Source organism: Streptomyces sp. NPDC031210 (assembly GCF_055570395.1).
Genome location: NZ_JBVIHH010000007.1, coordinates 216,070 through 237,898, shown reverse-complemented (window position 1 = coordinate 237,898; position 21,829 = coordinate 216,070). Strand labels below are relative to the sequence as shown.

Below are 21,829 nucleotides of genomic sequence, written 5' to 3'. Positions count from 1 at the left end.
CACACCGGCGCCCTCCACCGGACCTTCGAGGCGGTGCGACGATGACGGGCGCGGTGCCCCCGCCGCTCGTGGCGGTGCTCGACGGCAGCACACCCGCGGGCGTGCTGACCTGGCCCGCGGACCGCCCCGTGGCGGACGCGCTGGCCGCCGCCCGGGACGCCGGCTGGTGCGGCGCGGCCCTCGATCTTGAGGGGGCGGCCGACAAGGCCGACTTCATGGAGCGGTGCGCCCGGTCGCTGCGGCTGCCCGGCTGGTTCGGCCGCAACTGGGACGCGCTCGCCGACTGCCTCACCGACCTGTCGTGGTGTCCGGCCGACCGCGGCCGGCTGCTGGTCGTCACCGGCTGGCAGGGGTACGCGGCCGCCCGGCCCGAGGACTGGAGCGTCGTCGAACGGCTGCTGGCGGACTCCGTCGGCTACTGGCGCGGCACGGACACCGGGCTGGCCGTGATCATGACGCGCGGGCGGGCCCGGCCACGCGGCTGAGCGGCGGCGGAAGGGTGAAGCCGTCCCGCGGACCCGTCACCGGCGGCCCGGCGACCGGTTTGGCGGATCCCACACACGGCGCACGGCCCGATCGGACAATCGCATGACTCCTGGTCAGGGCCCGTATCCTGGCGGTATGCGATTCCTGAATCCGAAGAACGGCGCCCTCGAAGAGAGTTCTTCGGTGCCCTACGACCTGACGTACGACGACGTGTTCATGGTGCCCAGCCGCTCCGCGGTGGGCTCCCGCCAGGGAGTGGACCTCTCCTCCCGGGACGGCTCCGGCACGACCATCCCCCTGGTGGTCGCCAACATGACGGCCATCGCCGGCCGCCGGATGGCCGAGACCGTCGCCCGCCGCGGCGGCCTGGTCGTCATCCCCCAGGACATCCCCTTCGACGTCGTCAGCGATGTCGTCACCTGGGTCAAGCGCCGTCACCTCGTCCTGGACACCCCGATCGTGCTGTCCCCGATCGCGACCGTCGCCGACGCGCTGTCCCTGCTCCCCAAGCGGGCGCACGGCGCGGGCATCGTCGTCGAGGGCGGCCGGCCGATCGGTGTCGTCACCGAGCACGACCTGGCGGGCGTGGACCGCTTCACGCAGGTCTCCGAGGTCATGTCCAAAGACCTGCTGGTCCTGGACGCCGACATCGACCCGCGCGACGCCTTCAACCGCCTCGACGCCGCCAACCGCAAGCTGGCGCCCGCGGTCGACGCGGACGGCATGCTGGTCGGCATCCTGACCCGCAAGGGCGCGCTGCGCGCCACCCTCTACACCCCCGCCACCGACGCCGACGGCAAGCTGCGGATCGCCGCCGCCGTCGGCATCAACGGCGACGTGGCGGGCAAGGCCAAGGCGCTGCTGGACGCCGGCGTGGACACCCTCGTCGTGGACACCGCGCACGGCCACCAGGAGTCGATGATCAGCGCGGTCAAGGCGGTCCGGGCGCTGGACCCGCAGGTCCCGATCGTGGCGGGCAACATCGTCGCCGCCGAGGGGGTGCGCGACCTCATCGAGGCCGGCGCGGACATCATCAAGGTCGGTGTCGGACCGGGCGCCATGTGCACCACCCGGATGATGACCGGCGTGGGCCGCCCGCAGTTCTCCGCCGTCCTGGAGTGCGCGGCCGAGGCCCGGAAGTTCGGCAAGCACGTGTGGGCCGACGGCGGCATCCGTCACCCGCGTGATGTCGCGATGGCGCTGGCCGCGGGCGCGTCCAACGTCATGATCGGCTCGTGGTTCGCCGGCACGCTCGAATCGCCGGGCGACCTCCAGCACACCGCCGACGGCCGCCCGTACAAGGAGAGCTTCGGCATGGCCTCCGCGCGTGCGGTGCGCAACCGTACGAGCGAGGAGTCGGCGTACGACAGGGCCCGCAAGGGGCTCTTCGAGGAGGGCATCTCCACCTCCCGCATGTTCGTCGACCAGGGCCGTCCCGGCGTCGAGGACCTGATCGACTCGATCATCGCGGGCGTCCGCAGCTCCTGCACGTACGCGGGCGCCGCCTCCCTGGAGGAGTTCGCCGAGAAGGCCGTCGTCGGCGTCCAGAGCGCCGCCGGCTACGCCGAGGGCAAGCCGCTGCACGATAGCTGGAACTGACGCCCCAGGGGCGCTCCAGGCGTCCCTGGGCAGGCACCGGTTCCCGCCCGCCGGCCCCGCACCGCTCTTCGGTGCGGGGCCGGCGGTGTTTCGCGGGTGGTGAGCGGGGTAGCCGACCGTGATCGGCCGAGGCCCGCGTGGGGGTCCGCCCGCCGGCCGATCGACATGATCGAACGGCGGCGCGCAACGAACCACCGCCCGTCGCGCCGGTGCGCAACGATCGGCCGCGGTTGCGCAAGGAACCCGCATTACGGCAGGTCAGGGGCGGCCCGTAAGGTCAAGCGCTGTACGTGGAGTGGCGGCGACCGCCTGCTCGGCGGTCTCCTGCTGCGGGTGTTTCCTCCTGCCCGCGTGCGGACCGCCGCCGGTCGCCGTCACCCGACCGGCAGCGAAAAGGAGCCACCTCAGTGTTGGAGCACGGCGCAGCCCCACCCGCAGGGGACACAGATCCCCGGCCGCCCTCCTCCGGGGGACTCGGCACGCGGCTGATGCGACGCAAGCCGGTCGAGCGGCTGGTCGCCGAGGGCGGCAAGGGCGAGGGCGGTACGCTCCGCCGCTCGATGGGCATGTGGCAACTGACCATGATCAGCATCGGTGCCACGCTCGGCACCGGCATCTTCGTCGTCCTCGGCGAGGCCGTCCCGGACGCCGGACCGGCCGTCATCATCGCGTTCGTCATCGCCGGCATCACCGCCCTGTTCTCCGCCCTGTCCTACGCGGAGCTGGCCGGCACCATCCCCGTCTCGGGATCGTCCTACTCCTACGCCTACGCCACCCTCGGCGAGCTCGTCGCCTGGGTCTGCGGCTGGTGTCTGATCCTGGAGTACGGCGTCTCGGTCGCGGCGGTCGCCGTCGGCTGGGGCCAGTACCTCAACGAACTGCTCGACGGGACGCTGGGCTTCACCATCCCCGACGCGCTGTCCGCGCCGCCCGGCGACGGCGGCATCTTCAACCTGCCGGCGCTGCTGGTGGTGCTGCTCGCGATGGTGTTCCTGCTGGGCGGTGCCAAGGAGAGCGCCCGCGCCAACACCATCATGGTGGCCGTCAAGATCGCCGCCCTGCTGCTGTTCTGCGGCGTCGCCCTCCAGGCCGTGCGCTCGGGCAACTACGCCGACTTCATGCCGATGGGCATGGCGGGCGTCAGCGCCGCCGGAGCGACCCTGTTCTTCTCCTACATCGGCTTCGACGCCGCCTCCACGGCCGGCGAGGAGGCCAAGAACCCGCAGCGTGACCTGCCGCGCGCGATCATGCTGTCGCTGATCATCGTCACCGCGCTGTACTGCCTGGTCGCGGCCATCGCCGTGGGTGCCCTGCCCTGGAAGCGGTTCGAGGGCTCGGAGGCCGCGCTGGCCGGGATCATGAAGCAGGCCACCGGCCAGAACATCTGGGCCGTGCTGCTCGCCTTCGGCGCGGTCGTCGCCATCGCGAGCGTCGTGCTGACCGTGCTCTACGGCCAGACCCGCATCCTCTTCGCGATGTCCCGCGACGGGCTGGTGCCCAAGGTCTTCTCCAAGGTGCACCCCAAGAGCGGCGCGCCGCGCGCCAACACCGTGATCGTCTCGCTGTTCTGCGGAGTGCTCGCCGCGGCCGTGCCGCTGGGCCAACTGGCGGACGCCACCAGCATCGGCACCCTCTTCGCCTTCGGCCTGGTCAACATCGCCGTGATCGTGCTGCGCCGCACCCGCCCCGAGATGCCGCGTTCCTTCCGTACGCCGCTCTCGCCGCTGTTCCCGGTGATCGGCTTCGTGCTTTGCGTCTACATGATGGTCAGCCTCGACGTCGTGACCTGGGTGGTCTTCGGAGTCTGGATGGCCGTGGGCCTTGTGGTGTACTTCGGATACGGCATGCGCCGCTCCCGATTGGCCTCAGCAGAGAAGTGATCCGCCCGCAGTGCGACTGAACGATCTCGACGAACGCATCGTCCACGCCCTCGCCGAGGATGCCCGCCGCAGCTTCGCCGACATCGGCCAGGAGGTCGGCCTGTCGGCGCCGGCCGTCAAGCGGCGGGTGGACCGGCTGCGTGCGGACGGCGCCATCACCGGATTCACCGTACGGGTCGATCCGGCCGCGCTCGGCTGGGAGACCGAGGGGTTCATCGAGCTCTACTGCAGTCGCAACACCGCTCCCGAGGCGATCCACCGCGGACTGTCGCGGTACCCGGAAGTGGCGTCCGCCTCCACCGTCACCGGTGAGGCGGACGCCATCGTCCAGGTCTTCGCCTCCGACATGCGCCACTTCGAGCGGGTCCTGGAACGGATCGCGGGCGAGCCGTTCGTGGAACGGACGAAATCGGTGCTGGTGCTCTCCCCGCTGCTGCGGCGCTTCGGATCCGGGGCGCCCCGGTAGCGCCGTACCGGCGGAGCGCGAGCGGCGGTGTGATCAGCGCGGGCTAAAGTCGGTGACTTAACTCCGACCGCAAGGTGTGCACCGCATGATTGCGCGAAACGCAGGCATCGACCTCAACCTGCTGACGGCCCTGGACGCGCTGCTCGAAGAGGAGAGCGTCACCGCCGCCGCCGACCGGCTGGGCCTGTCCGGGCCCGCGATGAGCCGCGCGCTGGGCCGTATCCGCCGCACGATCGGCGACCCCGTGCTGGTCCGTGCGGGCCGCCACATGGTGCCCACCCCACGCGCCCTGGAAATCCGCGCCGAGGTCCGCCGCCTGGTGGAGGCCGCGCACGGCGTCCTGGCGCCCTCCGCGCCCGCGGACCCGGCGAAGCTGGCCCGGATCTTCACGATCAACTCCAACGACCTCCTGGTCACCGCCGTCGGCCCGGCACTCGTCGCCCGCGCGGCGCACCAGGCACCGGGCGTCGTCCTGCGCTTCCTCGGCGAGAGCCACATCGACGTGCCGCTGCTGCGTGACGGCGCCGCCGACCTGGAGCTCGGCGTCATCGACAGCCAGGAGCCGGAGATCCGCACGGAGGACCTCTTCACCGACCGCGGGATCGCCGTGGTGCGCGAGGGTCACCCGCTGACCACCGCGAAACTCACCGCCCGCCGCTTCGCCGACGCCCCGCACATCAACTTCTCCCGCCGCGGCCGCCTGACCGGCCCGATCGACACCGCGCTCGCCGAGCGCGGCCTGCGCCGCAAGGTGATCGCCACCGTGCCGACCTTCGCGGCCGCGCTGATGATGGTGCGGGACACCGACGCGGTCGGCCTGGCCACCGAGCGGATCGGTGCGGCGACGGCCCGCGGGCTGGGGCTGCGCACGCTGCCGATTCCGTTCGACCTGCCGCCGATGCCGATGGCCATGGCCTGGCATCCGCGCCAGGAAGCCGACGCCGGACACCTCTGGCTGCGCGGCCTCGTACGCCAGGTCGCGACCGAGTCCGCCGGCGCCCGCTCCGCCCCGGAACGCGCCTGAGGCGGCCTGCCTCCCGCGTCCCCGGCGGCGCCCCCGGCCACCCGCGAACACCCCGTCCGACCTGCGCGGACGCCGAGCGCAACGAATCGCCGCCGACACGCTTCAACGCGCAACGAATCATCCACCGGCGCGCAACGGTGGCGCCTTGTCCCGGGTCCCCGGCGGCCCGTACCGTCAATGCGTCCCGCCCGAACCGTCCCGCCGAGGGGTCCCATGTCGTCGCTGCGCACCGCCCTGCTCCAGAGTTCGGGACGGCCCGGCGACGTCGCGCACAATCTGCGGATCCTCGAAGACGCGGCGCGCGCGGCGGCCGCGACCGGCGCGGAGCTGCTCGCCTGCCCCGAGCTGTTCCTGACCGGCTACGCCATCGGCGACGGCGTCCACCGCCTCGCCGAGCCCGCCGACGGCCCCAGCGCCCAGGCCCTCGGCCGGATCGCCGCCGAGCACGGCATCGCGCTGCTCTACGGCTATCCCGAGCGCGCCGGGCGGGAGACCGGCGCGGTGGTGTACAACTCCGCGCAGCTCATCGGCCCCGACGGCACCCGCCTCGCGAACTACCGCAAGACCCATCTCTTCGGCTGCTTCGAGAAGGAGTGGTTCACGCCGGGCGACGACGCCGTGGTCCAGGCGGACCTCGGCGGCGTCCGGGTCGGCGTGCTGATCTGCTACGACGTGGAGTTCCCGGAGAACGTCCGGGCCCACGCCCTGGCCGGCACCGACCTGCTGGTGGTGCCCACCGCGCAGATGCACCCCTTCCAGTTCGTCCCCGAGTCCGTCATCCCGGTGCGCGCCTTCGAGAGCCAGATGTACGTCGCGTACGTCAACCGGGTCGGCGCCGAGGGCGAGTTCGAGTTCGTCGGGCTGAGCTGCCTGGCCGGGCCCGACGGTGTCGTCCGGGCCCGCGCCGGCCGCGGCGAGCAGCTCGTCCAGGGCGAGGTCGACGCCGCGTTCCTGAAGGAGTCGCGGGAGACCAACCCGTATCTGCACGACCGGCGCCCGGAGCTGTACGGCCCGCTGACCTGACCGACCGCCCCTCCCGCTTCCCCCGCCGGCAGCGCGCCGACCGCTGCCCGCTACCGCCCGCCCCGCAAGGAGTCCGTACCCGATGACGTCCACGGTGCCCACCGCCGCCGCTCCCCACGCGGATGTCCAGCCGCCCATCACCATGTTCGGCCCGGACTTCCCGTACGCCTACGACGACTTCCTCGCCCACCCGGCGGGCCTCGGCCAGATCCCCGCGGTCGAGCACGGCAAGGAGGTCGCGGTCATCGGCGGCGGTCTCTCCGGCATCATCACCGCCTACGAGCTGATGAAGATGGGCCTGAAGCCCGTCGTCTACGAGGCGGACCAGATAGGCGGCCGGCTGCGTACGGTCGGTTTCGAGGGCTGCGACCCGTCGCTGACCGCCGAGATGGGCGCGATGCGCTTCCCGCCCAGCTCCACCGCGCTCCAGCACTACATCGACCTGGTGGGCCTGAAGACCAAGCCGTTCCCCAACCCGCTGGCGCCCGACACCCCCTCGACCATCGTCGACCTCAAGGGCGAGTCGCACTACGCGCGGACCGTGGACGACCTCCCCGAGGTCTACCACCAGGTCATGGACGCCTGGAACGCCTGCCTGGAAGAGGGCGCGGACTTCTCCGACATGAACCAGGCGATGCGTGAGCGCGACGTCCCGCGCATCCGCGAGATCTGGGCCCGGCTGGTCGAGAAGCTCGACAACCAGACCTTCTACGGCTACCTCTGCGACTCGACCGCCTTCAAGTCCTTCCGGCACCGGGAGATCTTCGGCCAGGTCGGCTTCGGCACCGGCGGCTGGGACACCGACTTCCCCAACTCCATCCTGGAGATCCTGCGCGTCGTCTACACCGAGGCCGACGACCACCACCGCGGCATCGTCGGCGGCTCCCAGCAGCTCCCGCTGCGCCTGTGGGAGCGCGAGCCCGAGAAGATCGTCCACTGGGCGCCGGGCACCTCGCTGTCCTCGCTGCACGACGGCACGCCGCGCCCCGCGGTGACCCGCCTGAACCGCACCGCCGGCAACCGCATCACGGTGACGGACGCGGACGGCGACATCCGCACCTACGAAGCGGCCGTCTTCACCGCCCAGTCCTGGATGCTGCTGTCGAAGATCGCCTGCGACGACGCGCTGTTCCCCATCGACCACTGGACGGCGATGGAGCGCACCCACTACATGGAGTCCTCCAAGCTGTTCGTGCCGGTCGACCGGCCGTTCTGGCTGGACAAAGATGAGGTGACGGGCCGGGACGTGATGAGCATGACGCTCACCGACCGGATGACCCGCGGTACGTACCTGCTGGACGACGGCCCGGACCGGCCCGCCGTCATCTGCCTGTCGTACACGTGGTGCGACGACAGCCTCAAGTGGCTGCCGCTGAACGCCAACGAGCGGATGGAGGTCATGCTGAAGTCGCTGTCGGAGATCTATCCGAACGTCGACATCCGCAGCCACATCATCGGCAACCCCGTCACCGTCTCCTGGGAGAACGAGCCCTACTTCATGGGCGCGTTCAAGGCCAACCTGCCCGGCCACTACCGCTACCAGCGGCGCCTGTTCACCCACTTCATGCAGGACCGGCTGCCGGCGGACAAGCGGGGCATCTTCCTCGCCGGTGACGACATCTCCTGGACGGCGGGCTGGGCCGAGGGCGCCGTGCAGACGGCGCTGAACGCGGTGTGGGGCGTCATGCACCACTTCGGCGGCGGCACGGACGCCACCAACCCCGGCCCGGGCGACGTCTACGACGAGATCGCGCCGGTCGAGCTCCCGGAGGACTGACGGTCCGGCAGAACGCGCGGGGGTAAAGGCACGGAGCGGCGGACGCGATGTCCGCCGCTTCGCGCCGTAGGGGGCCCCGGCGACCGGGCGCCCGGGCCCGGCCCACCGGACGTCAGTTCAGCGGGGTCAGCAGGCACCGGCCGACCAGGCCCACGCTCGCGTCCAGCCGTTCGGTGAACTCCTCGGCGACCTCCGGCAGCCGGCGCGCGCCCCACAGCACCCGGGCCGCCGCCCAGGCGCCGTCCCGGGCCATCTCCAGGCTCCAGGAACCCGCCAGATGCGTCAGCGGATCGGCGATGTCCAGCAGGTCGGGGCCCGGCATCAGGCTCTCCCTGATCCGCTCCTCAAGGCCCGTGAGGACCGTCCCGATCCGGTCGAAGTCCCCCTCCAGCGCGGCCGGTTCGCAGTCCAGCACCCGGCAGGTGTCCACGACGGCCAGCGCGAGATCGTGCCCGATGTGGGCGTTGATACCGGCCAGCGCGAACTGCAGCGGACGCACGCCGGGGTGGCGCCGGAGCTGGAACAGCGGCCGCCAGCAGGCGGGCGGCCGCAGGCCCGCCGCCGCGGCGTCGACCGCGCCGAAATAGCGGCGCGCGAAGCGGCTGTCCAGTTCTCCGGCGGCCACCGGATCGTGGAACGCGCCGTCCTCGATGCGCCGCGCCACCGCTTCGGTGACGGCCAGATAGACACGGTTGAACACCGCCACCCCGTCCCCGGCCGGCAGCGCCGCCTGAAGCGCCCGCATGCGCGCGAGTACGTCCGCCACGCCCACCGCCGCGGGTCCGGCGCCGGTGGCGGGCCGCGGGCGCGAGCCCCCGCTCGTGTCCTGCCGGGCGTCCGCGCCGCGCCGCTGAGTCGTCGTCATCCGCTCAGCGTGACAGCCGGCCGGCGGATGGGGGCCGGCTCGGCGGACCGATGACCGGATCGGGGTAACGACCGGCGCGCCCCCTTGTGGCCGCCGCGGCCCTGCCCGGCCCCTGGATCAGGCGTCCTGCCGGTCGCTGGATCAGGCGCCCGGCCGGTTTCTGCCCGGCCCGGATCCCGCCTCCGCCGCGTCGTACGCCGCCGTGCCCTCGTCCAGCAGCGGCGGCCGCGCCCTCAGGTGCGCCGGCGCCAGCGCGCGCAGCCCGTGGTAGCCCGAGAGCACCACGATCGTGCCGAGCGCGATGCCGCCCAGCTCGAAGTTGTCGCCGATCCTCAGGCTGACGCCGCCGATGCCGATGATCACGCCCGCGGCGACCGGCACCAGGTGGAGCGGATCGCGCAGGTCGACGTTGTTGTGCACCCAGATCTGCGCGCCGAGCAGCCCGATCATGCCGTAGAGGATGACGGTGATGCCGCCCAGCACGCCGCCGGGGATCGCGGCCACGACGGCCCCGAACTTCGGGCACAGGCCGAACAGCAGCGCGAAGCCGGCCGCCGCCCAGTAGGCCGCCGTGGAGTAGACCCGGGTCGCGGCCATCACGCCGATGTTCTCGGAGTACGTGGTGTTGGGCGGGCCGCCCAGCGCGGTGGAGAGCACCGAGGCCGCGCCGTCCGCGGAGATCGCCGTGCCGAGCTTGTCGTCCAGAGGGTCGCCGGTCATCTCGCCGACCGCCTTGACGTGCCCGGCGTTCTCCGCGACCAGCGCGATGACGACGGGCAGCGCGACCAGGATCGCCGGCCAGGAGAAGCCGGGACCGTGGAAGGACGGCAGACCGACCCAGTCCGCCGAGCCGACGGCGGAGAAGTCCAGCCGCCAGTGGTCGGTGACCTTCCCCGCGCCGTTCAGGGAATGGATCATCCCGAAGGTCCGGTCCAGGACCCAGGAGAGCGCGTAGCCGAAGACCAGTCCGAGGAAGATCGCGATCCGGGACCAGAAGCCGCGCAGGCACACCAGGGCGAGCCCGGTGACCAGCATCGTCAGCAGCGCCACCCACTGGTCCTGCGGCCAGTAGGTGCTCGCCGTCACCGGCGCCAGGTTGAAGCCGATCAGCATCACCACCGCGCCGGTGACCACCGGCGGCATCGCCGCGTGGATGATCCGCGCGCCGAACCGCTGGACGGCCAGGCCCACCAGGAAGAGCGCGATGCCGACGACGAGGACCGCGCCGGTGACGGTCGCGCTGGTGCCGCCCTGCGCGCGGATGACGGCGGCCACACCGACGAACGAGAGGGAGCAGCCGAGGTAGGAGGGCACCCGGCCGCGGGTGGCCAGCAGGAAGATGACCGTGGCGACGCCGGACATCATGATCGCGAGGTTGGGGTCGAGCCCCATCAGCACCGGCGCGACGAAACTCGCGCCGAACATCGCGACGACATGCTGGGCGCCCAGGCCCGCCGTGCGCGGCCACGACAGTCGCTCGTCGGGCCGGACGACGGCTCCGGGGGCCGGGTTGCGCCCGTCACCATGCACGGTCCAGCGCACGCCGAGGCCCATGTCTGCTCCCTTTTCTTCTTCGCGAGTCCGGGCCCCGGCGGACCGTGTCGTCGGTCACGCCGCCCGGCGGAAGAACATTCTAAGCAGCCGCTTACGATGGTCATCGATCCATCCGGTGGCGCCCTCCGGCTCCGCCGCGACCAGCGAAACAGCGCCGAGAACTCCAGGAGCACCACCCGTGAGCGTCGACACCCATCAGGCCGACCGGACCGTCCCGTACGGGGAACTCGTCCCCGTCACCGTCCACTTCGACGACCTCGACGCGCTCGGCATGCTCCACAACTCCCGCTACCCCCTGCTGGTGGAGCGGGCCTGGGCGGAGTTCTGGCACGCCCATGGCTACGGCTTCGACGGCGACTGGGCGGCGGCCGGCGACATGTGCAACGTCATCAAGGAGATGCGCCTGTCCTACGAGCGCCCGGTCACCCGGCCCGGCCGCTACGCCGCGCACCTGTGGGTCGAACGCCTCGGCCGCACCGGCCTCACCTACGGCTTCCGGATCTGCTCCGCCGACGGCACCGAGACCTACGCGCAGGGCCACCGGGTGCTGGTCCGCGTCGACCCGCGGGCACTGCGCCCCACCCCCTGGTCCGACCGCGCCCGCGCCATCGCCACGGACCTCCTGCGGCCTCGGGAAGCGGAGCCGGCGGCGGGCGCGCGGGCCGAAGCGGCCTGAGGGCGCCCCGGCCCGCCGGCGCCCCTCACCCGCTCAGGACCGCTCCAGATCCGTCGCCGTCGCCGTCGCCGTGGGCGCGAGGCGTTCACGCGTCTCGCGCCCCGGCGTCCGCAGCACCCGCGCGCCCACCACCAGGCCGAAGGCCAGGGCCGTGACCAGCGCGAACGACGCCGTCAGCGAGGTCGCCTGGGCGATGCCGCCGATGGCGGAGGGGGCGATGAGGCCCGAGGTGTAGGTGATCGTGGCGACACCGGCGATGGCCTGGCTGGGTGCCGGGCCGCTGCGCCCGGCCGCCGCGAAGGCGAGCGGGACGACGACCGCTATCCCGAGCCCCACCAGGGCGAAGCCGCCCATCGCCATCGCCGGATGCCGCGCCGCCACGATCAGCACGCCGCCCGCCGTGGCGAGCACCCCGCCGGCCCGGACGGTGCGCACCGGCCCGAATCGGGCCACCACCTTGTCGCCGGCCAGCCGGGCCACCGTCATCGTGCAGGCGAACGCGGTGGTCGACGTGGCCGCAAGGCCCGCGTCCGTACCCAGCGCATCGCGCAGGTAGACCGCCGACCAGTCGAGGGAGGCGCCCTCGGCGAAGACCGCGCAGAATCCGATCGCCCCGATGACCAGCGCCGACCTCGGCGGCAGCGCGAACCGCGGCGGCGGATGCTCCTCGGGCGCGCTGCGCAGGTCCAGTACGCCCTGGCAGGCGAGCGCGCCCAGGACGGTCAACACCAGGGCGGCGGCGGTCAGATGGAGCCGGGCGTCGATGCCGGCGTGTGCGGCGACGGTGCCGGCCGCCGAGCCCAGGAGGGCGCCCGCGCTCCACATGCCGTGCAGCCCCGACATGATCGGCCGGCCGAGCCGGTTCTCGGTCTCGACCCCGAGCGCGTTCATCGCGACGTCCGACATGCCGGAGGTCGCGCCGTAGACCAGCAGCGCCGCGCACAGCACGTACACGCTGGGGGAGAGGGCGGGCAGGATCAGCGCGAGGGTCCACAGGGCGAGCAGGCCGCGCAGCGCGGCGCGGGCACCGAAGCGGTGGCTGATCCGCCCGGCCAGCGGCATCGCCAGGGACGCGCCGATCGCCGGGAAGGCGAGGGCCAGGCCCAACTGGCCCGGTGAGAGGTGGGTGTGGTCCTGGATCCAGGGGACGCGGGTGGCGAAGTTGCCGGTCACCGCGCCGTGGAAGAGGAAGACCGCGGCGATGGCCCAGCGCGCGCGGCGCAGCCTGTTCGCGGGGAGTGGGGAGGCGTCCTGAACGCCGTTGCCGACCATGGGCGGTAAACTATCAGGAAGCCTGCCTGTTAATAAGGGGCCGAGGGTCTGAAAGGATCCCCGCCATGCATGCACCGCGCGCGGCGGCCGCCGGCCGCACCGCCTCCCCGAGCACCGCCCGGCTGATCAACGACCGCCTGGCCCTGCGACTCCTCCAGTCGGAAGGACCCCTGACGGCCGGTCAGCTCAAATCGCTGACCGGACTGTCCCGGCCCACCGTCGCCGATCTGGTCGAACGCCTCCAGGAAGCGGGCCTGGTCACCGTCGTCGGCGAGAGCGGCGCCCAGCGGCGCGGCCCCAACGCCCGGCTGTACGGGATCGTCGCCGACCGCGCCCATCTGGTGGGCCTCGATCTGCGGACCCACAGCGCCACGCTCGCGGTCGCCGACCTCCTCGGCCGGGTACGCGCCGAGCGCACCGTCCCCCTCCGCCCCGACGGCGGCCCCGACGACGCCGTCGGCGCCGTGCTGGCCGCGGTGGACGCCGCCCTCGACGCGGCCGGCGCGAAAGCCCCGCACGCCCTGGCCGTCGGCGCCCCCGGCCTGGTCGACCCCGCCACCGGGCGCCTCGGCGGCACCGACTGGATCCCGTCCTGGCACGCGGCCCTGGTCGGCGCGCTCCGCGGCCGGACGGCCGGGCCCGTCCTGCTGGAGAACGAGGTCAATCTCGCCGCCATCGCCGAGCAGCGCGACGGCGCCGCCCACGACCGCGACACCTTCGTACTGCTCTGGCTCGGCCACGGCACCGGCGCCGCGGTGGTCCTGGACGGACAACTGCGCCGCGGCGCCTCGGGCGGCACCGGCGAGATCGGCTTCCTGCCGGTCCCCGGCACCGCGGCCCTGCCCTCGGCGAGCGGCTGCGACGGCGGCTTCCACTCCCTGGCGGGTTCCGCCGCGATCTGCGCGCTCGCGGCGGAACACGGCTTCGGGCCCGAGGGCGGCGTACGGGGGCGGGCCGCCGCCTCAGCCGCGCGAGCACCCGCCCGCGCCGAAGCCGGCACCTACAGCGACACCGACACAGAGACGGACGCTGAAGCCGACGCCGAGGCCCCGCCCGCCGAACCGCTCGTCGCCGCGGCCGTCGCCGCCGGCGCGGCGGCCGGCCCGTTCCTGGACGCCCTGGCCGCCCGCATCGCCCTCGGCGTCGCCGCGGTCTGCGCCGTCCTCGACCCCGGGTGCGTCGTCCTCGGCGGCGAGATCGGCCGGGCGGGCGGCGACCCGCTCGCCCGCCGGGTCGCCGGGCACCTCGCCCGGCTGTCCCCGCTGCGTACCGAGGTCCGGGCCGGGACGGTCGGCGGCCGGGCGGTCCTGCGGGGTGCCGTGCTCGCCGCCATGGACACCGCTCAGGACGACCTGTTCGGCGCCGCCGGCGAGGCCGCACGCTGAGCCGCGCCCCCACGGACGGCCGGCCACAGCAGCACCGCAGGCCACAGCACACCCACCGCCAGGACCGCCACCAGCGACCAGGCCGACGCCGCCGACTGATGCCCGAAGTGGCCCGCGTGGAAGACCAGATGGGGGACGTTGAAGGCGAGATACGCCACCAGCGCCGCACACGTCAGCCCCCGCCCGCCGGCGTACGCGGCGGCGCCGAGCGGCACGGCGAGCGCGAGGTTCAGCGCCCCCACATCGCGCATCAGATGCTCGTTGTACGGCGGCAGCGAGGCGACCCACGGCAGGTCGAAGAACGACCGAGGATCGTACAACTGCCATATGGCAAGGGACAGTTGGAATAACGAGAACAGGGCGAGGCTGCCCCGCAGCACCCTCGCCGGCCAGGGGTTCGCGGACGGCGCGCCCGCCGCCGGGCGGCCGGTCACCGCTTCGCTCCGGCGTCCGCCCGCTCCGCCAGGAACGCGGCGTAGGTCCGTTCCCCGTCCCCGTCGGCGTGCTCCGGCGTGAGGTTGTGCCCCCGGCGCAGCCCGGCGAACGACCCACCCGGCAGCCACAGCGGCATCAGCAGGCGCCGCCGCCCGCCGGCCTCCAGCGTTGCCCGTACCACCTCGCGGGCGCCGAGGACCTCCGGCCCGCCCATGTCCGGCACCCGCCCGGCGGGCGCGCCCAGCGCCAACCCGGCCAGCCGGTCCGCCACCTCCCGCACGTCGACCGGCTGGAACCGGACGCCCACCGGCACCGGCAGCACCGGCGAGCGGGCGCCGGCCTTGACCATCCGCAGCAGCAGATCGTGGAACTGGGTCGTGCGCAGCACCGTCCAGCCCAGTCCCGAGTCCTCGATCAGACGCTCCACCGCGAGCTTGGTGCGGTAGTAGCCCAGCGGGATCCGGTCCACGCCGACGATCGAGATGTAGACCAGATGCGGCACCCCGGCCGCCTTCGCCGCCGCGACGAGCCGGCCCGCCGCCTCGGCGTCGCCACCCGTCGGCGTCGTGGCGCAGTGCACGATCGCGTCCACGCCCGCCACCGCCTCGTCCAGGCCGGTACCGTCGCGCAGATCGACCGCGTGCACCCGCGGCCCGGGCCGCCCCCGGCCGGTATGCGGGCGCCGGCTCAGCGACCGCACGTCGTGGCCGTCGCCGAGCAGCCGGTCGACCAGGGCCCGCCCGAGCGTGCCCGTGCCGCCGGTCACCAGAATTGTCGCCATCGCGCATCAGTCCTTGGGAAGAAGAAGGAGAAGAAGTGGAAGAAGTAGGGGCGAGGGAAAGGGCGGTGACGCAACCCTCCTTCCCTTCGCGACGAGTCGGGCACCGGGGATGTGACATCCGGTGCGCGCCGGGCCTGTGAGACAACCCACAGCCATCCGCCCGCATGGGCGACGGGCGAGCGTGGCAGACTGAAGCTGTACTGACATGTAAGCAGCAGCGCACTCCGGGGTCGGTGTAATTCCGAACCGGCGGTAACAGTCCGCGACCCGTCCGCAGCCAGCGGCCGGTTGAGCAGGTGAAATTCCTGCACCGACGGTGAAAGTCCGGATGGGAGGCAGTGCGCGGCGGGCGAGCTTCGGTACACCGCCGTCGGCGGCCCGTCCGGTCCCTTTTCCGGATGAGCCCTTGCGTTTCCGGCCGTGGTGTCCCCGTGGCTTTGTTTCCGCTTCTGTCGTCCAGACAGCCCCGGAGTCCGTGCCCTTCAGAGGCAGGAGGACCCGGTGGCCCCCGCAGCCCCCGTCGAGACCGCGGCGATGCGCCGAGCCATCGAGCTCGCCGCGCGCGGACTCGGGCACACCAGCCCCAATCCTGTGGTCGGCTGCGTCATCCTGGACGACCAGGGCCGTACGGCGGGCGAGGGCTGGCACCGGCGCGCCGGCGGGCCGCACGCCGAGATCCACGCCCTGCGCGCGGCCGGCGAACGGGCCAGGGGCGGCACCGCCCTCGTCACCCTCGAACCCTGCAACCACACCGGCCGCACCGGCCCCTGCGCCCAGGCGCTGATCGACGCCGGCGTCGCCCGGGTCGTCTACGCCGTCTCCGACCCCGACCGGACCGCCACCGGCGGCGCCCTCACCCTGGCCGAAGCGGGCATCGACGTCGAGGGCGGACTGCTCGCCGACGAGGCCGCCGCGGGCAACGAGGCATGGCTGACCGCCGTCCTGCGCGGCCGCCCCTTCGTACTGTGGAAGTACGCCGCCACTCTCGACGGCCGGATCGCCGCCGCCGACGGCACCAGCCGCTGGATCTCCTCCGCACCCTCGCGCGCCGACGTGCACCGGCTGCGGGCCGCCGCGGACGCCGTCATCGTCGGCTCCGGCACCGCCCGCGCCGACGACCCTCAGCTCGGCGCCCGGATCAGCGGCCTGACCGACGACGAGATCACCCAGCCGCTGCGCGTCGTCGTCGACTCCGGCGCCACCGCCGTCAAGGCGGGCGCCCGCGTCCTGGACGGCACCGCGCCCACCCTCATCGCGGTCGCCGAGGACGCCGACACAGCCCACCTCGAAGGGCTCGCCCCCCTCCTGCGCCTGCCGCGCTCCACCGACGGCCCCGGCCTGCACATCCCCGCCCTGCTCCAGGCCCTGTACGCGCGGGAGGTGCGCTCCGTGCTCCTCGAAGGCGGCCCCACCCTCGCCGGTGCCTTCCTCGCCGCGCACGCCGTCGACAAGGTCGTCGGCTATCTCGCGCCGGTGCTGCTCGGCGCGGGCCCCGCCGCCCTCGGCGACGCCGGAATCACCACCATCGACCGGGCGTTGCGCCTCGACGTGACCGACACCGAACGCCTCGGCCCCGACCTGCGCATCACCGCCACCGTCCGCCACGCCCTGCCTGAGGAGAACTGAAGTGTTCACCGGAATCGTCGAAGAACTGGGTGAGGTCGTCGCCGTCGAGAACCTCGGTGACGCCGCCCGGTTCCGACTGCGCGGCCCCGTCGTCACCGAAGACGCCAAGCACGGTGACTCCATCGCCGTCAACGGCGTCTGTCTGACGGTCGTGGACACCGCCGACGGTGAATTCACCGCCGATGTGATGGCCGAGACCCTCAACCGCTCCAGCCTCGGCGCCCTCGTCCCCGGCTCCCGGGTCAACCTGGAGCGCCCCATGGCACTCGGCGGCCGCCTCGGCGGACACCTCGTCCAGGGCCACGTCGACGGCACCGGCACCATCGCCGAGCGCGTCCCCGGCGAACACTGGGAGCTCGTCAAGGTCTCGCTGCCGGCCCAACTCGCCCGCTACGTGGTGGAGAAGGGCTCCATCACCGTCGACGGGGTGAGCCTGACCGTCGTCGACGCCGCGGACGACCACTTCACCCTCAGCCTCATCCCCACCACCCTCGCCCTGACCACCCTCGGCATCAAGCAGGTCGGCGAGCCGGTCAACCTGGAGGTCGACGTGCTCGCCAAATACGTGGAGCGGCTGCTCGGCAGCGGCGCCCCCAAGGCTGAGGAGAGCGCGCGGTGAGCGCCCTGACCTGGCTCAACGGCGAGGCGTTCACCGCCTTCGGACAGCACGTCATCTGGTCCGACATGGTCGGCAACACCATCGGCCTGGCCGCCCTCGCCCTCGGCTGGCGGCGCTCGATATGGACCTGGCCCGCCCAGTTCCTCTCCGGCCTCATCCTCGTCGCCGCCTACGCCTCCGCCCACCTCAGCGGCGGCGTCGGCAAGCAGCTCCTGGTCATCGGCGTCGCCGTATGGGGCTGGCGGCAGTGGCAGCGCGGCCGCCGGCAGGCGCAGGACGGCTCCATCGCCGTCCGCTTCGCCACCTGGCGCGAACGCGGCCTGCTGCTGGGCGGCACCGCCCTGGGCACCGCCGCCGTCGGCACCCTCTTCACCCTCGTCCCGCAACTGTCCTGGAACCCCTGGCCGGACGCCTACATCTTCGTCGGCACGCTCGCCGCGATGGTCGCCCAGGCCCGCGGCCTGGTCGAGTTCTGGTTCGCCTGGCTGCTCGTCGACCTCGTCGGGGTGCCGCTCGCCTTCGGCAGCGGCCTGGTGTTCTCCGGCTTCGTCTACGTCGTCTATCTCGCCCTCGTCGTGTGGGGCCTGCGCGACTGGTGGCTGCGCTCGCGCACGAGTGGCCGCCCCGTCCTGGAAGGAGCAGCGGCATGACCGCACTGCAGAGCTGGTACGACGCCGACGGCGCCGAGGAGCTGGCGCTCGACCCCGTCGAGCAGGCCATCGCCGACATCGCCGCGGGCCGTCCCGTCGTCGTCGTGGACGACGAGAACCGCGAGAACGAGGGCGACCTCGTCATCGCGGCGGAAATGGCCACCCCCGAGATCGTCGCCTTCATGATGAGCGAGTGCCGCGGCCTGATCTGCGCCCCCATGGAGGGCCCGGAACTGGACCGGCTCGAACTCCCCCAGATGGTCGACCACAACACCGAGTCGATGCGGACCGCCTTCACCGTCTCCGTCGACGCCACCGCGGCCCACGGCGTCAGCACCGGCATCTCCGCCGCCGACCGCGCCACCACCCTGCGCCTGCTCGCCTCCGGCGAATCGGTCGCCGGCGACTTCGTCCGGCCCGGCCACATCTTCCCGCTGCGCGCCCGCCCCGGCGGCGTTCTGGTCCGCAACGGCCACACCGAGGCCGGCGTCGACCTCGCCCGGCTCGCCGGACTGCGCCCGGCCGCGGCCATCGTGGAGATCGCGGGCGAGGACGGCACGATGCTGCGCCTGCCCGAACTCGTCCCGTTCGCCCGCAAGCACGGCCTGTCGATCATCTCCATCGAGGACCTGATCGCCTACCGCCGCACCTCCGCGCCCACCGTCCGCCGCGAGGCCGAGACCCGGCTGCCGACCGCGCACGGCGAGTTCACCGCGTACGGCTACCGCTCCACCGTCGACGGCGTCGAGCACATCGCGCTGGTCGCCGGCGCGCTCGGCGACGGTGAGGACGTCCTGGTCCGGGTCCACTCCGAGTGCCTGACCGGTGACATCTTCCACTCGCTGCGCTGCGACTGCGGCCCCCAGCTCCAGGCGTCGCTGGAGCGGATCTCCGAGGCCGGCCGCGGCGTGGTGATCTACCTCCGGGGCCACGAGGGACGCGGCATCGGACTGCTGTCCAAGCTGCGCGCCTACGAACTCCAGGAGCGGGGCCGCGACACCCTCGACGCCAACCTCGAACTGGGGCTGCCCGCCGACTCCCGCGACTACGCCGCCGGCGCGCAGATGCTGCGGGACCTGGGCGTGCGCTCCCTGCGGCTGATGACCAACAATCCCGAGAAGACCGCCGCCCTCGTGCAGTACGGCCTGAAGGTCACCGGCCGCGAGCCGATGCCCGTCCAGGCCGGCGAGCACAACCTCCGCTACCTGCGCACCAAGCGCGACCGGATGGGGCACGACCTGCCCTGGCTGGACCCCGAGCAGGGGTCCACCTGCGGCCACCAGTAACCACCACCGGCCAGTAACCACCACACACCACCGGCATCACACCCGTACGAGGAGAACCGTGAGCGGCAAGGGCGCACCCGAACTGACCGTGAAGAACTGTGGCGACCTGCGCGTGGCCGTCATCGCCGCGCAGTGGCACGAAAAGGTGATGGACGGCCTCGTGGACGGCGCGCTGCGCGCCCTCACCGAGCTGGGCATCGACGAGCCGACGCTGCTGCGCGTCCCCGGCGCCTTCGAGCTGCCCGTCGTCGCCAAGGTCCTGGCCGGCCGCGGCTACGACGCGGTGGTCGCCCTCGGCGTCGTCATCAGGGGCGGCACCCCGCACTTCGACTACGTCTGCCAGGGCGTCACCCAGGGCCTGACGCAGGTCTCGGTGGACACCGGCGTACCCGTCGGCTTCGGCGTGCTGACCTGCGACACCGAGCAGCAGGCTCTGGACCGCGCGGGCATCGAGGGGTCGACCGAGGACAAGGGCCACGAAGCGGTCACCGCCGCCGTCGCCACCGCCGCCACCCTCCGCTCGGTCTCCGAGCCCTGGCGCTGAACGAAGCGGAGCGACCCCGTAGAGTAGGCGGCATCATGTCCAAGAAGACGTTCGAGGAGCTCTTCTCCGAGCTCCAGCAGAAGGCCGCCACCGGCGACCCCGCCACCTCCCGCACCGCCGAGCTGGTGCGGGCCGGTGTGCATACGATCGGCAAGAAGGTCGTCGAAGAGGCGGCCGAGGTGTGGATGGCCGCGGAGTACGAATCCGACGAGGCCGCCGCCGAGGAGATCTCGCAGCTCCTCTACCACCTTCAGGTGATGATGGTCGCCAAGGGCATCTCCCTCGACGACGTCTACGCCCACCTCTGATCCCGCCGTTCCCCTCGCCTCACCCCCTCCAGCCGTAAAGGAACTCGCACTCATGCTGCGCATCGCTGTCCCCAACAAGGGTTCACTGTCCGAGCCTGCGTCGGCGATGCTGCATGAGGCCGGCTACCGCCAGCGCAAGGACCGCCGCGAACTGGTCCTGGTCGACGCCGAGAACGAGGTCGAGTTCTTCTTCCTGCGCCCGCGTGACATCGCGGTGTACGTCGGCTCCGGCAAGCTCGACATCGGCATCACCGGCCGTGACCTGCTGCTGGACTCCGGCTCGCCGGCCGAGGAGATCATGCAGCTCGGCTTCGCCGGCTCGACGTTCCGCTACGCCACCCGCCCCGGCACCGCCAAGGACGTCACCGAGTTCGGCGGCATGACGATCGCCACGTCGTTCGCCGGCCTGGTCACCCAGCACCTCGCCGACAACGGCGTGGACGCCTCCGTCGTGCACCTCGACGGCGCCGTGGAGACCGCCATCCAGCTCGGTGTCGCCCAGGTCATCGCGGACGTCGTGGAAACCGGCACCACGCTGCGCAACGCCGGTCTGGAGATCATCGGCGAGCCGATCCTGAAGTCGGAGGCGGTCGTCATCCGCCGCACCGGCGCCCCGGACGACGACCCCAAGGTCCGCCAGTTCCTGCGCCGTATGCAGGGCGTCCTGGTCGCCCGCCGGTACGTGATGATGGACTACGACATCCGTGTCGAGCACGTCGAGAAGGCCGTCGCCCTCAGCCCGGGCCTGGAGTCGCCGACCGTCTCCCCGCTGCACCACGAGGGCTGGGTCGCGGTCCGCTCGATGGTCCCCTCCAAGGACGCCCAGCGCATCATGGACGAGCTCTACGACCTCGGCGCCCGCGCGATCCTCACCACCGGCATCCACGCCTGCCGGCTCTGACCGGCGGCCCCGCCGCCGTCCGCACGACCCGCCCCGCCCACAACGGAAGACCCACACGTGTCCGCGCCCGACGCTCCGCCCAGCCTCCCGGTGACCTTCCGGCCGACCCGCACCCGGGTCGTCCTGTACGCCGTCGGCATCGCCCAGCTCGCCGCCCTCACGGTCATCGCGCTGCTGCTGCCGAACCTGGGCGGGGGCGAGCGGGCCAGCTTCATCCTCACCGGCGCCCTGGTCCTGGCCGTCCTCCTGCTGCTCAGCCGTCCCAAGGTGGTCGCGCGGCAGGACGGCGTCACGGTCGTCAACCTCACCACCAAGAGGGAACTGGCCTGGGCGCAGGTCGTGCGCGTCAACCTCCGCGCCGGTGACCCCTGGGTCCATCTCGACCTGTCCGACGGCACCAGCCTGCCCGCCATGGGCATCCAGCCCGGCATCGCCCGGGACCAGGCCATCCGCGACGCCCGGGCCCTGCGCGCGCTCGCCGAGAAGCACGGCACCGGCGACCACACCGTCCGGTGAGCCTGCCCTAATCACGGCACCGCTGATTACTCTTGTCCTCCGGGCGCGCCCGCGCCCCGCCCGTTCAACGGGCCCCCTGCGAACCGAGGAGTGACTCCCTCCGGCAATGGACGGATCGTCCTGTAGTACCTGCGCCGCCCCTCCACAACCCCCGCA

At 72.8% G+C, this 21,829-nt stretch carries 22 protein-coding genes and 1 riboswitch; of the genes, 17 read left to right on the top strand and 5 right to left on the bottom strand.

Annotated features, from left to right (window positions below):
• The first annotated feature begins 41 nt into the window (after positions 1 to 41).
• The 7 genes from ACZ45Z_RS15740 to ACZ45Z_RS15710 all read left to right on the top strand — a co-directional run bounded on the left by ACZ45Z_RS15740 (position 42) and on the right by ACZ45Z_RS15710 (position 8,255).
• A complete protein-coding gene (locus ACZ45Z_RS15740; RefSeq protein ID WP_468362176.1) occupies positions 42 to 485 on the top strand; it encodes a barstar family protein in 444 nt (147 codons plus the stop codon).
• 136 nt (positions 486 to 621) lie between these two features.
• Complete coding sequence (locus tag ACZ45Z_RS15735) at positions 622 to 2,085, top strand: GuaB1 family IMP dehydrogenase-related protein (RefSeq protein WP_468362175.1); 1,464 nt, start codon at positions 622 to 624, stop codon at positions 2,083 to 2,085.
• Positions 2,086 to 2,492: 407 nt separating this feature from the next.
• Entirely contained in the window at positions 2,493 to 3,965 is a 1,473-nt protein-coding gene (locus tag ACZ45Z_RS15730) for an amino acid permease (protein WP_468362173.1), read from the top strand.
• Between the two features lie 10 nt (positions 3,966 to 3,975).
• Entirely contained in the window at positions 3,976 to 4,431 is a 456-nt protein-coding gene (locus tag ACZ45Z_RS15725; protein WP_468362171.1) for an Lrp/AsnC family transcriptional regulator, read from the top strand.
• Between the two features lie 85 nt (positions 4,432 to 4,516).
• Positions 4,517 to 5,455 carry a LysR family transcriptional regulator gene (locus tag ACZ45Z_RS15720; RefSeq protein WP_468362169.1) on the top strand — a complete coding sequence of 313 codons (939 nt, stop codon included), beginning with the start codon at positions 4,517 to 4,519 and terminating at the stop codon, positions 5,453 to 5,455.
• Positions 5,456 to 5,668: 213 nt separating this feature from the next.
• A complete protein-coding gene (locus tag ACZ45Z_RS15715; protein WP_468362167.1) occupies positions 5,669 to 6,478 on the top strand; it encodes a carbon-nitrogen hydrolase family protein in 810 nt (269 codons plus the stop codon).
• A gap of 82 nt (positions 6,479 to 6,560) precedes the next feature.
• Positions 6,561 to 8,255, top strand: coding sequence for a flavin monoamine oxidase family protein (locus tag ACZ45Z_RS15710; RefSeq protein WP_468362165.1), 1,695 nt, complete (start codon positions 6,561 to 6,563; stop codon positions 8,253 to 8,255).
• Positions 8,256 to 8,367: 112 nt separating this feature from the next.
• Here ACZ45Z_RS15710 and ACZ45Z_RS15705 read toward each other — a convergent pair whose 3' ends face one another.
• Positions 8,368 to 9,120 (bottom strand): DUF5995 family protein, encoded by a 753-nt coding sequence (locus tag ACZ45Z_RS15705; RefSeq protein ID WP_468362163.1) that lies wholly within the window; start codon positions 9,118 to 9,120, stop codon positions 8,368 to 8,370.
• Between the two features lie 141 nt (positions 9,121 to 9,261).
• Entirely contained in the window at positions 9,262 to 10,674 is a 1,413-nt protein-coding gene (locus tag ACZ45Z_RS15700) for a uracil-xanthine permease family protein (RefSeq protein WP_468362162.1), read from the bottom strand.
• A gap of 178 nt (positions 10,675 to 10,852) precedes the next feature.
• On the opposite strand from ACZ45Z_RS15700, the gene ACZ45Z_RS15695 reads away from it, so the two are divergent.
• Entirely contained in the window at positions 10,853 to 11,350 is a 498-nt protein-coding gene (locus ACZ45Z_RS15695) for an acyl-CoA thioesterase (RefSeq protein WP_468362160.1), read from the top strand.
• A gap of 33 nt (positions 11,351 to 11,383) precedes the next feature.
• On the opposite strand, the gene ACZ45Z_RS15690 is transcribed toward ACZ45Z_RS15695, so the two are convergent.
• The gene (locus tag ACZ45Z_RS15690) at positions 11,384 to 12,622 is read right to left on the bottom strand and encodes an MFS transporter (RefSeq protein ID WP_468362158.1); all 1,239 of its coding nucleotides are present in this window, start codon (positions 12,620 to 12,622) and stop codon (positions 11,384 to 11,386) included.
• A gap of 65 nt (positions 12,623 to 12,687) precedes the next feature.
• Here ACZ45Z_RS15690 and ACZ45Z_RS15685 point away from each other — a divergent pair, with 65 nt between their 5' ends.
• The gene (locus ACZ45Z_RS15685) at positions 12,688 to 14,007 is read left to right on the top strand and encodes an ROK family transcriptional regulator (protein ID WP_468362156.1); all 1,320 of its coding nucleotides are present in this window, start codon (positions 12,688 to 12,690) and stop codon (positions 14,005 to 14,007) included.
• On the opposite strand, the gene ACZ45Z_RS15680 is transcribed toward ACZ45Z_RS15685, so the two are convergent.
• Entirely contained in the window at positions 13,965 to 14,441 is a 477-nt protein-coding gene (locus tag ACZ45Z_RS15680) for a hypothetical protein (RefSeq protein WP_468362154.1), read from the bottom strand. The genes ACZ45Z_RS15685 and ACZ45Z_RS15680 overlap by 43 nt on opposite strands.
• A complete protein-coding gene (locus ACZ45Z_RS15675) occupies positions 14,438 to 15,223 on the bottom strand; it encodes an SDR family oxidoreductase (RefSeq protein WP_468362152.1) in 786 nt (261 codons plus the stop codon). The genes ACZ45Z_RS15680 and ACZ45Z_RS15675 overlap by 4 nt, the downstream gene beginning before the upstream one ends.
• A 215-nt stretch (positions 15,224 to 15,438) precedes the next feature.
• Positions 15,439 to 15,569, top strand: a riboswitch (FMN riboswitch).
• A 188-nt stretch (positions 15,570 to 15,757) separates the two neighbouring features.
• Between ACZ45Z_RS15675 and ribD the strand changes: the two genes are divergently transcribed.
• The 8 genes from ribD to ACZ45Z_RS15635 are packed head-to-tail and all read left to right on the top strand — an operon-like array spanning position 15,758 to position 21,673.
• Positions 15,758 to 16,849 carry a bifunctional diaminohydroxyphosphoribosylaminopyrimidine deaminase/5-amino-6-(5-phosphoribosylamino)uracil reductase RibD gene (gene ribD, locus ACZ45Z_RS15670; protein WP_468362379.1) on the top strand — a complete coding sequence of 364 codons (1,092 nt, stop codon included), beginning with the start codon at positions 15,758 to 15,760 and terminating at the stop codon, positions 16,847 to 16,849.
• Between the two features lies 1 nt (position 16,850).
• Positions 16,851 to 17,468, top strand: a complete 618-nt coding sequence (locus tag ACZ45Z_RS15665) for a riboflavin synthase (RefSeq protein WP_468362150.1) — start codon at positions 16,851 to 16,853, stop codon at positions 17,466 to 17,468.
• Entirely contained in the window at positions 17,465 to 18,118 is a 654-nt protein-coding gene (locus tag ACZ45Z_RS15660) for a nicotinamide mononucleotide transporter family protein (protein ID WP_468362148.1), read from the top strand. Before ACZ45Z_RS15665 ends, ACZ45Z_RS15660 begins: the two co-directional genes overlap by 4 nt.
• Positions 18,115 to 19,404: a bifunctional 3,4-dihydroxy-2-butanone-4-phosphate synthase/GTP cyclohydrolase II gene (locus ACZ45Z_RS15655; protein WP_468362146.1), complete on the top strand. Its 1,290-nt coding sequence runs from the start codon at positions 18,115 to 18,117 to the stop codon at positions 19,402 to 19,404. The genes ACZ45Z_RS15660 and ACZ45Z_RS15655 overlap by 4 nt, the downstream gene beginning before the upstream one ends.
• Positions 19,405 to 19,462: 58 nt before the next feature.
• Positions 19,463 to 19,948 (top strand): 6,7-dimethyl-8-ribityllumazine synthase, encoded by a 486-nt coding sequence (gene ribH, locus ACZ45Z_RS15650; protein ID WP_468362144.1) that lies wholly within the window; start codon positions 19,463 to 19,465, stop codon positions 19,946 to 19,948.
• A 35-nt stretch (positions 19,949 to 19,983) separates the two neighbouring features.
• On the top strand, positions 19,984 to 20,256 hold the full coding sequence (locus tag ACZ45Z_RS15645; RefSeq protein WP_468362142.1) for a phosphoribosyl-ATP diphosphatase: 273 nt from the start codon (positions 19,984 to 19,986) through the stop codon (positions 20,254 to 20,256).
• Positions 20,257 to 20,308: 52 nt separating this feature from the next.
• Positions 20,309 to 21,157 carry an ATP phosphoribosyltransferase gene (gene hisG, locus ACZ45Z_RS15640; RefSeq protein ID WP_468362140.1) on the top strand — a complete coding sequence of 283 codons (849 nt, stop codon included), beginning with the start codon at positions 20,309 to 20,311 and terminating at the stop codon, positions 21,155 to 21,157.
• A gap of 57 nt (positions 21,158 to 21,214) precedes the next feature.
• The gene (locus ACZ45Z_RS15635; protein ID WP_468362138.1) at positions 21,215 to 21,673 is read left to right on the top strand and encodes a PH domain-containing protein; all 459 of its coding nucleotides are present in this window, start codon (positions 21,215 to 21,217) and stop codon (positions 21,671 to 21,673) included.
• Positions 21,674 to 21,829 lie beyond the last annotated feature (156 nt).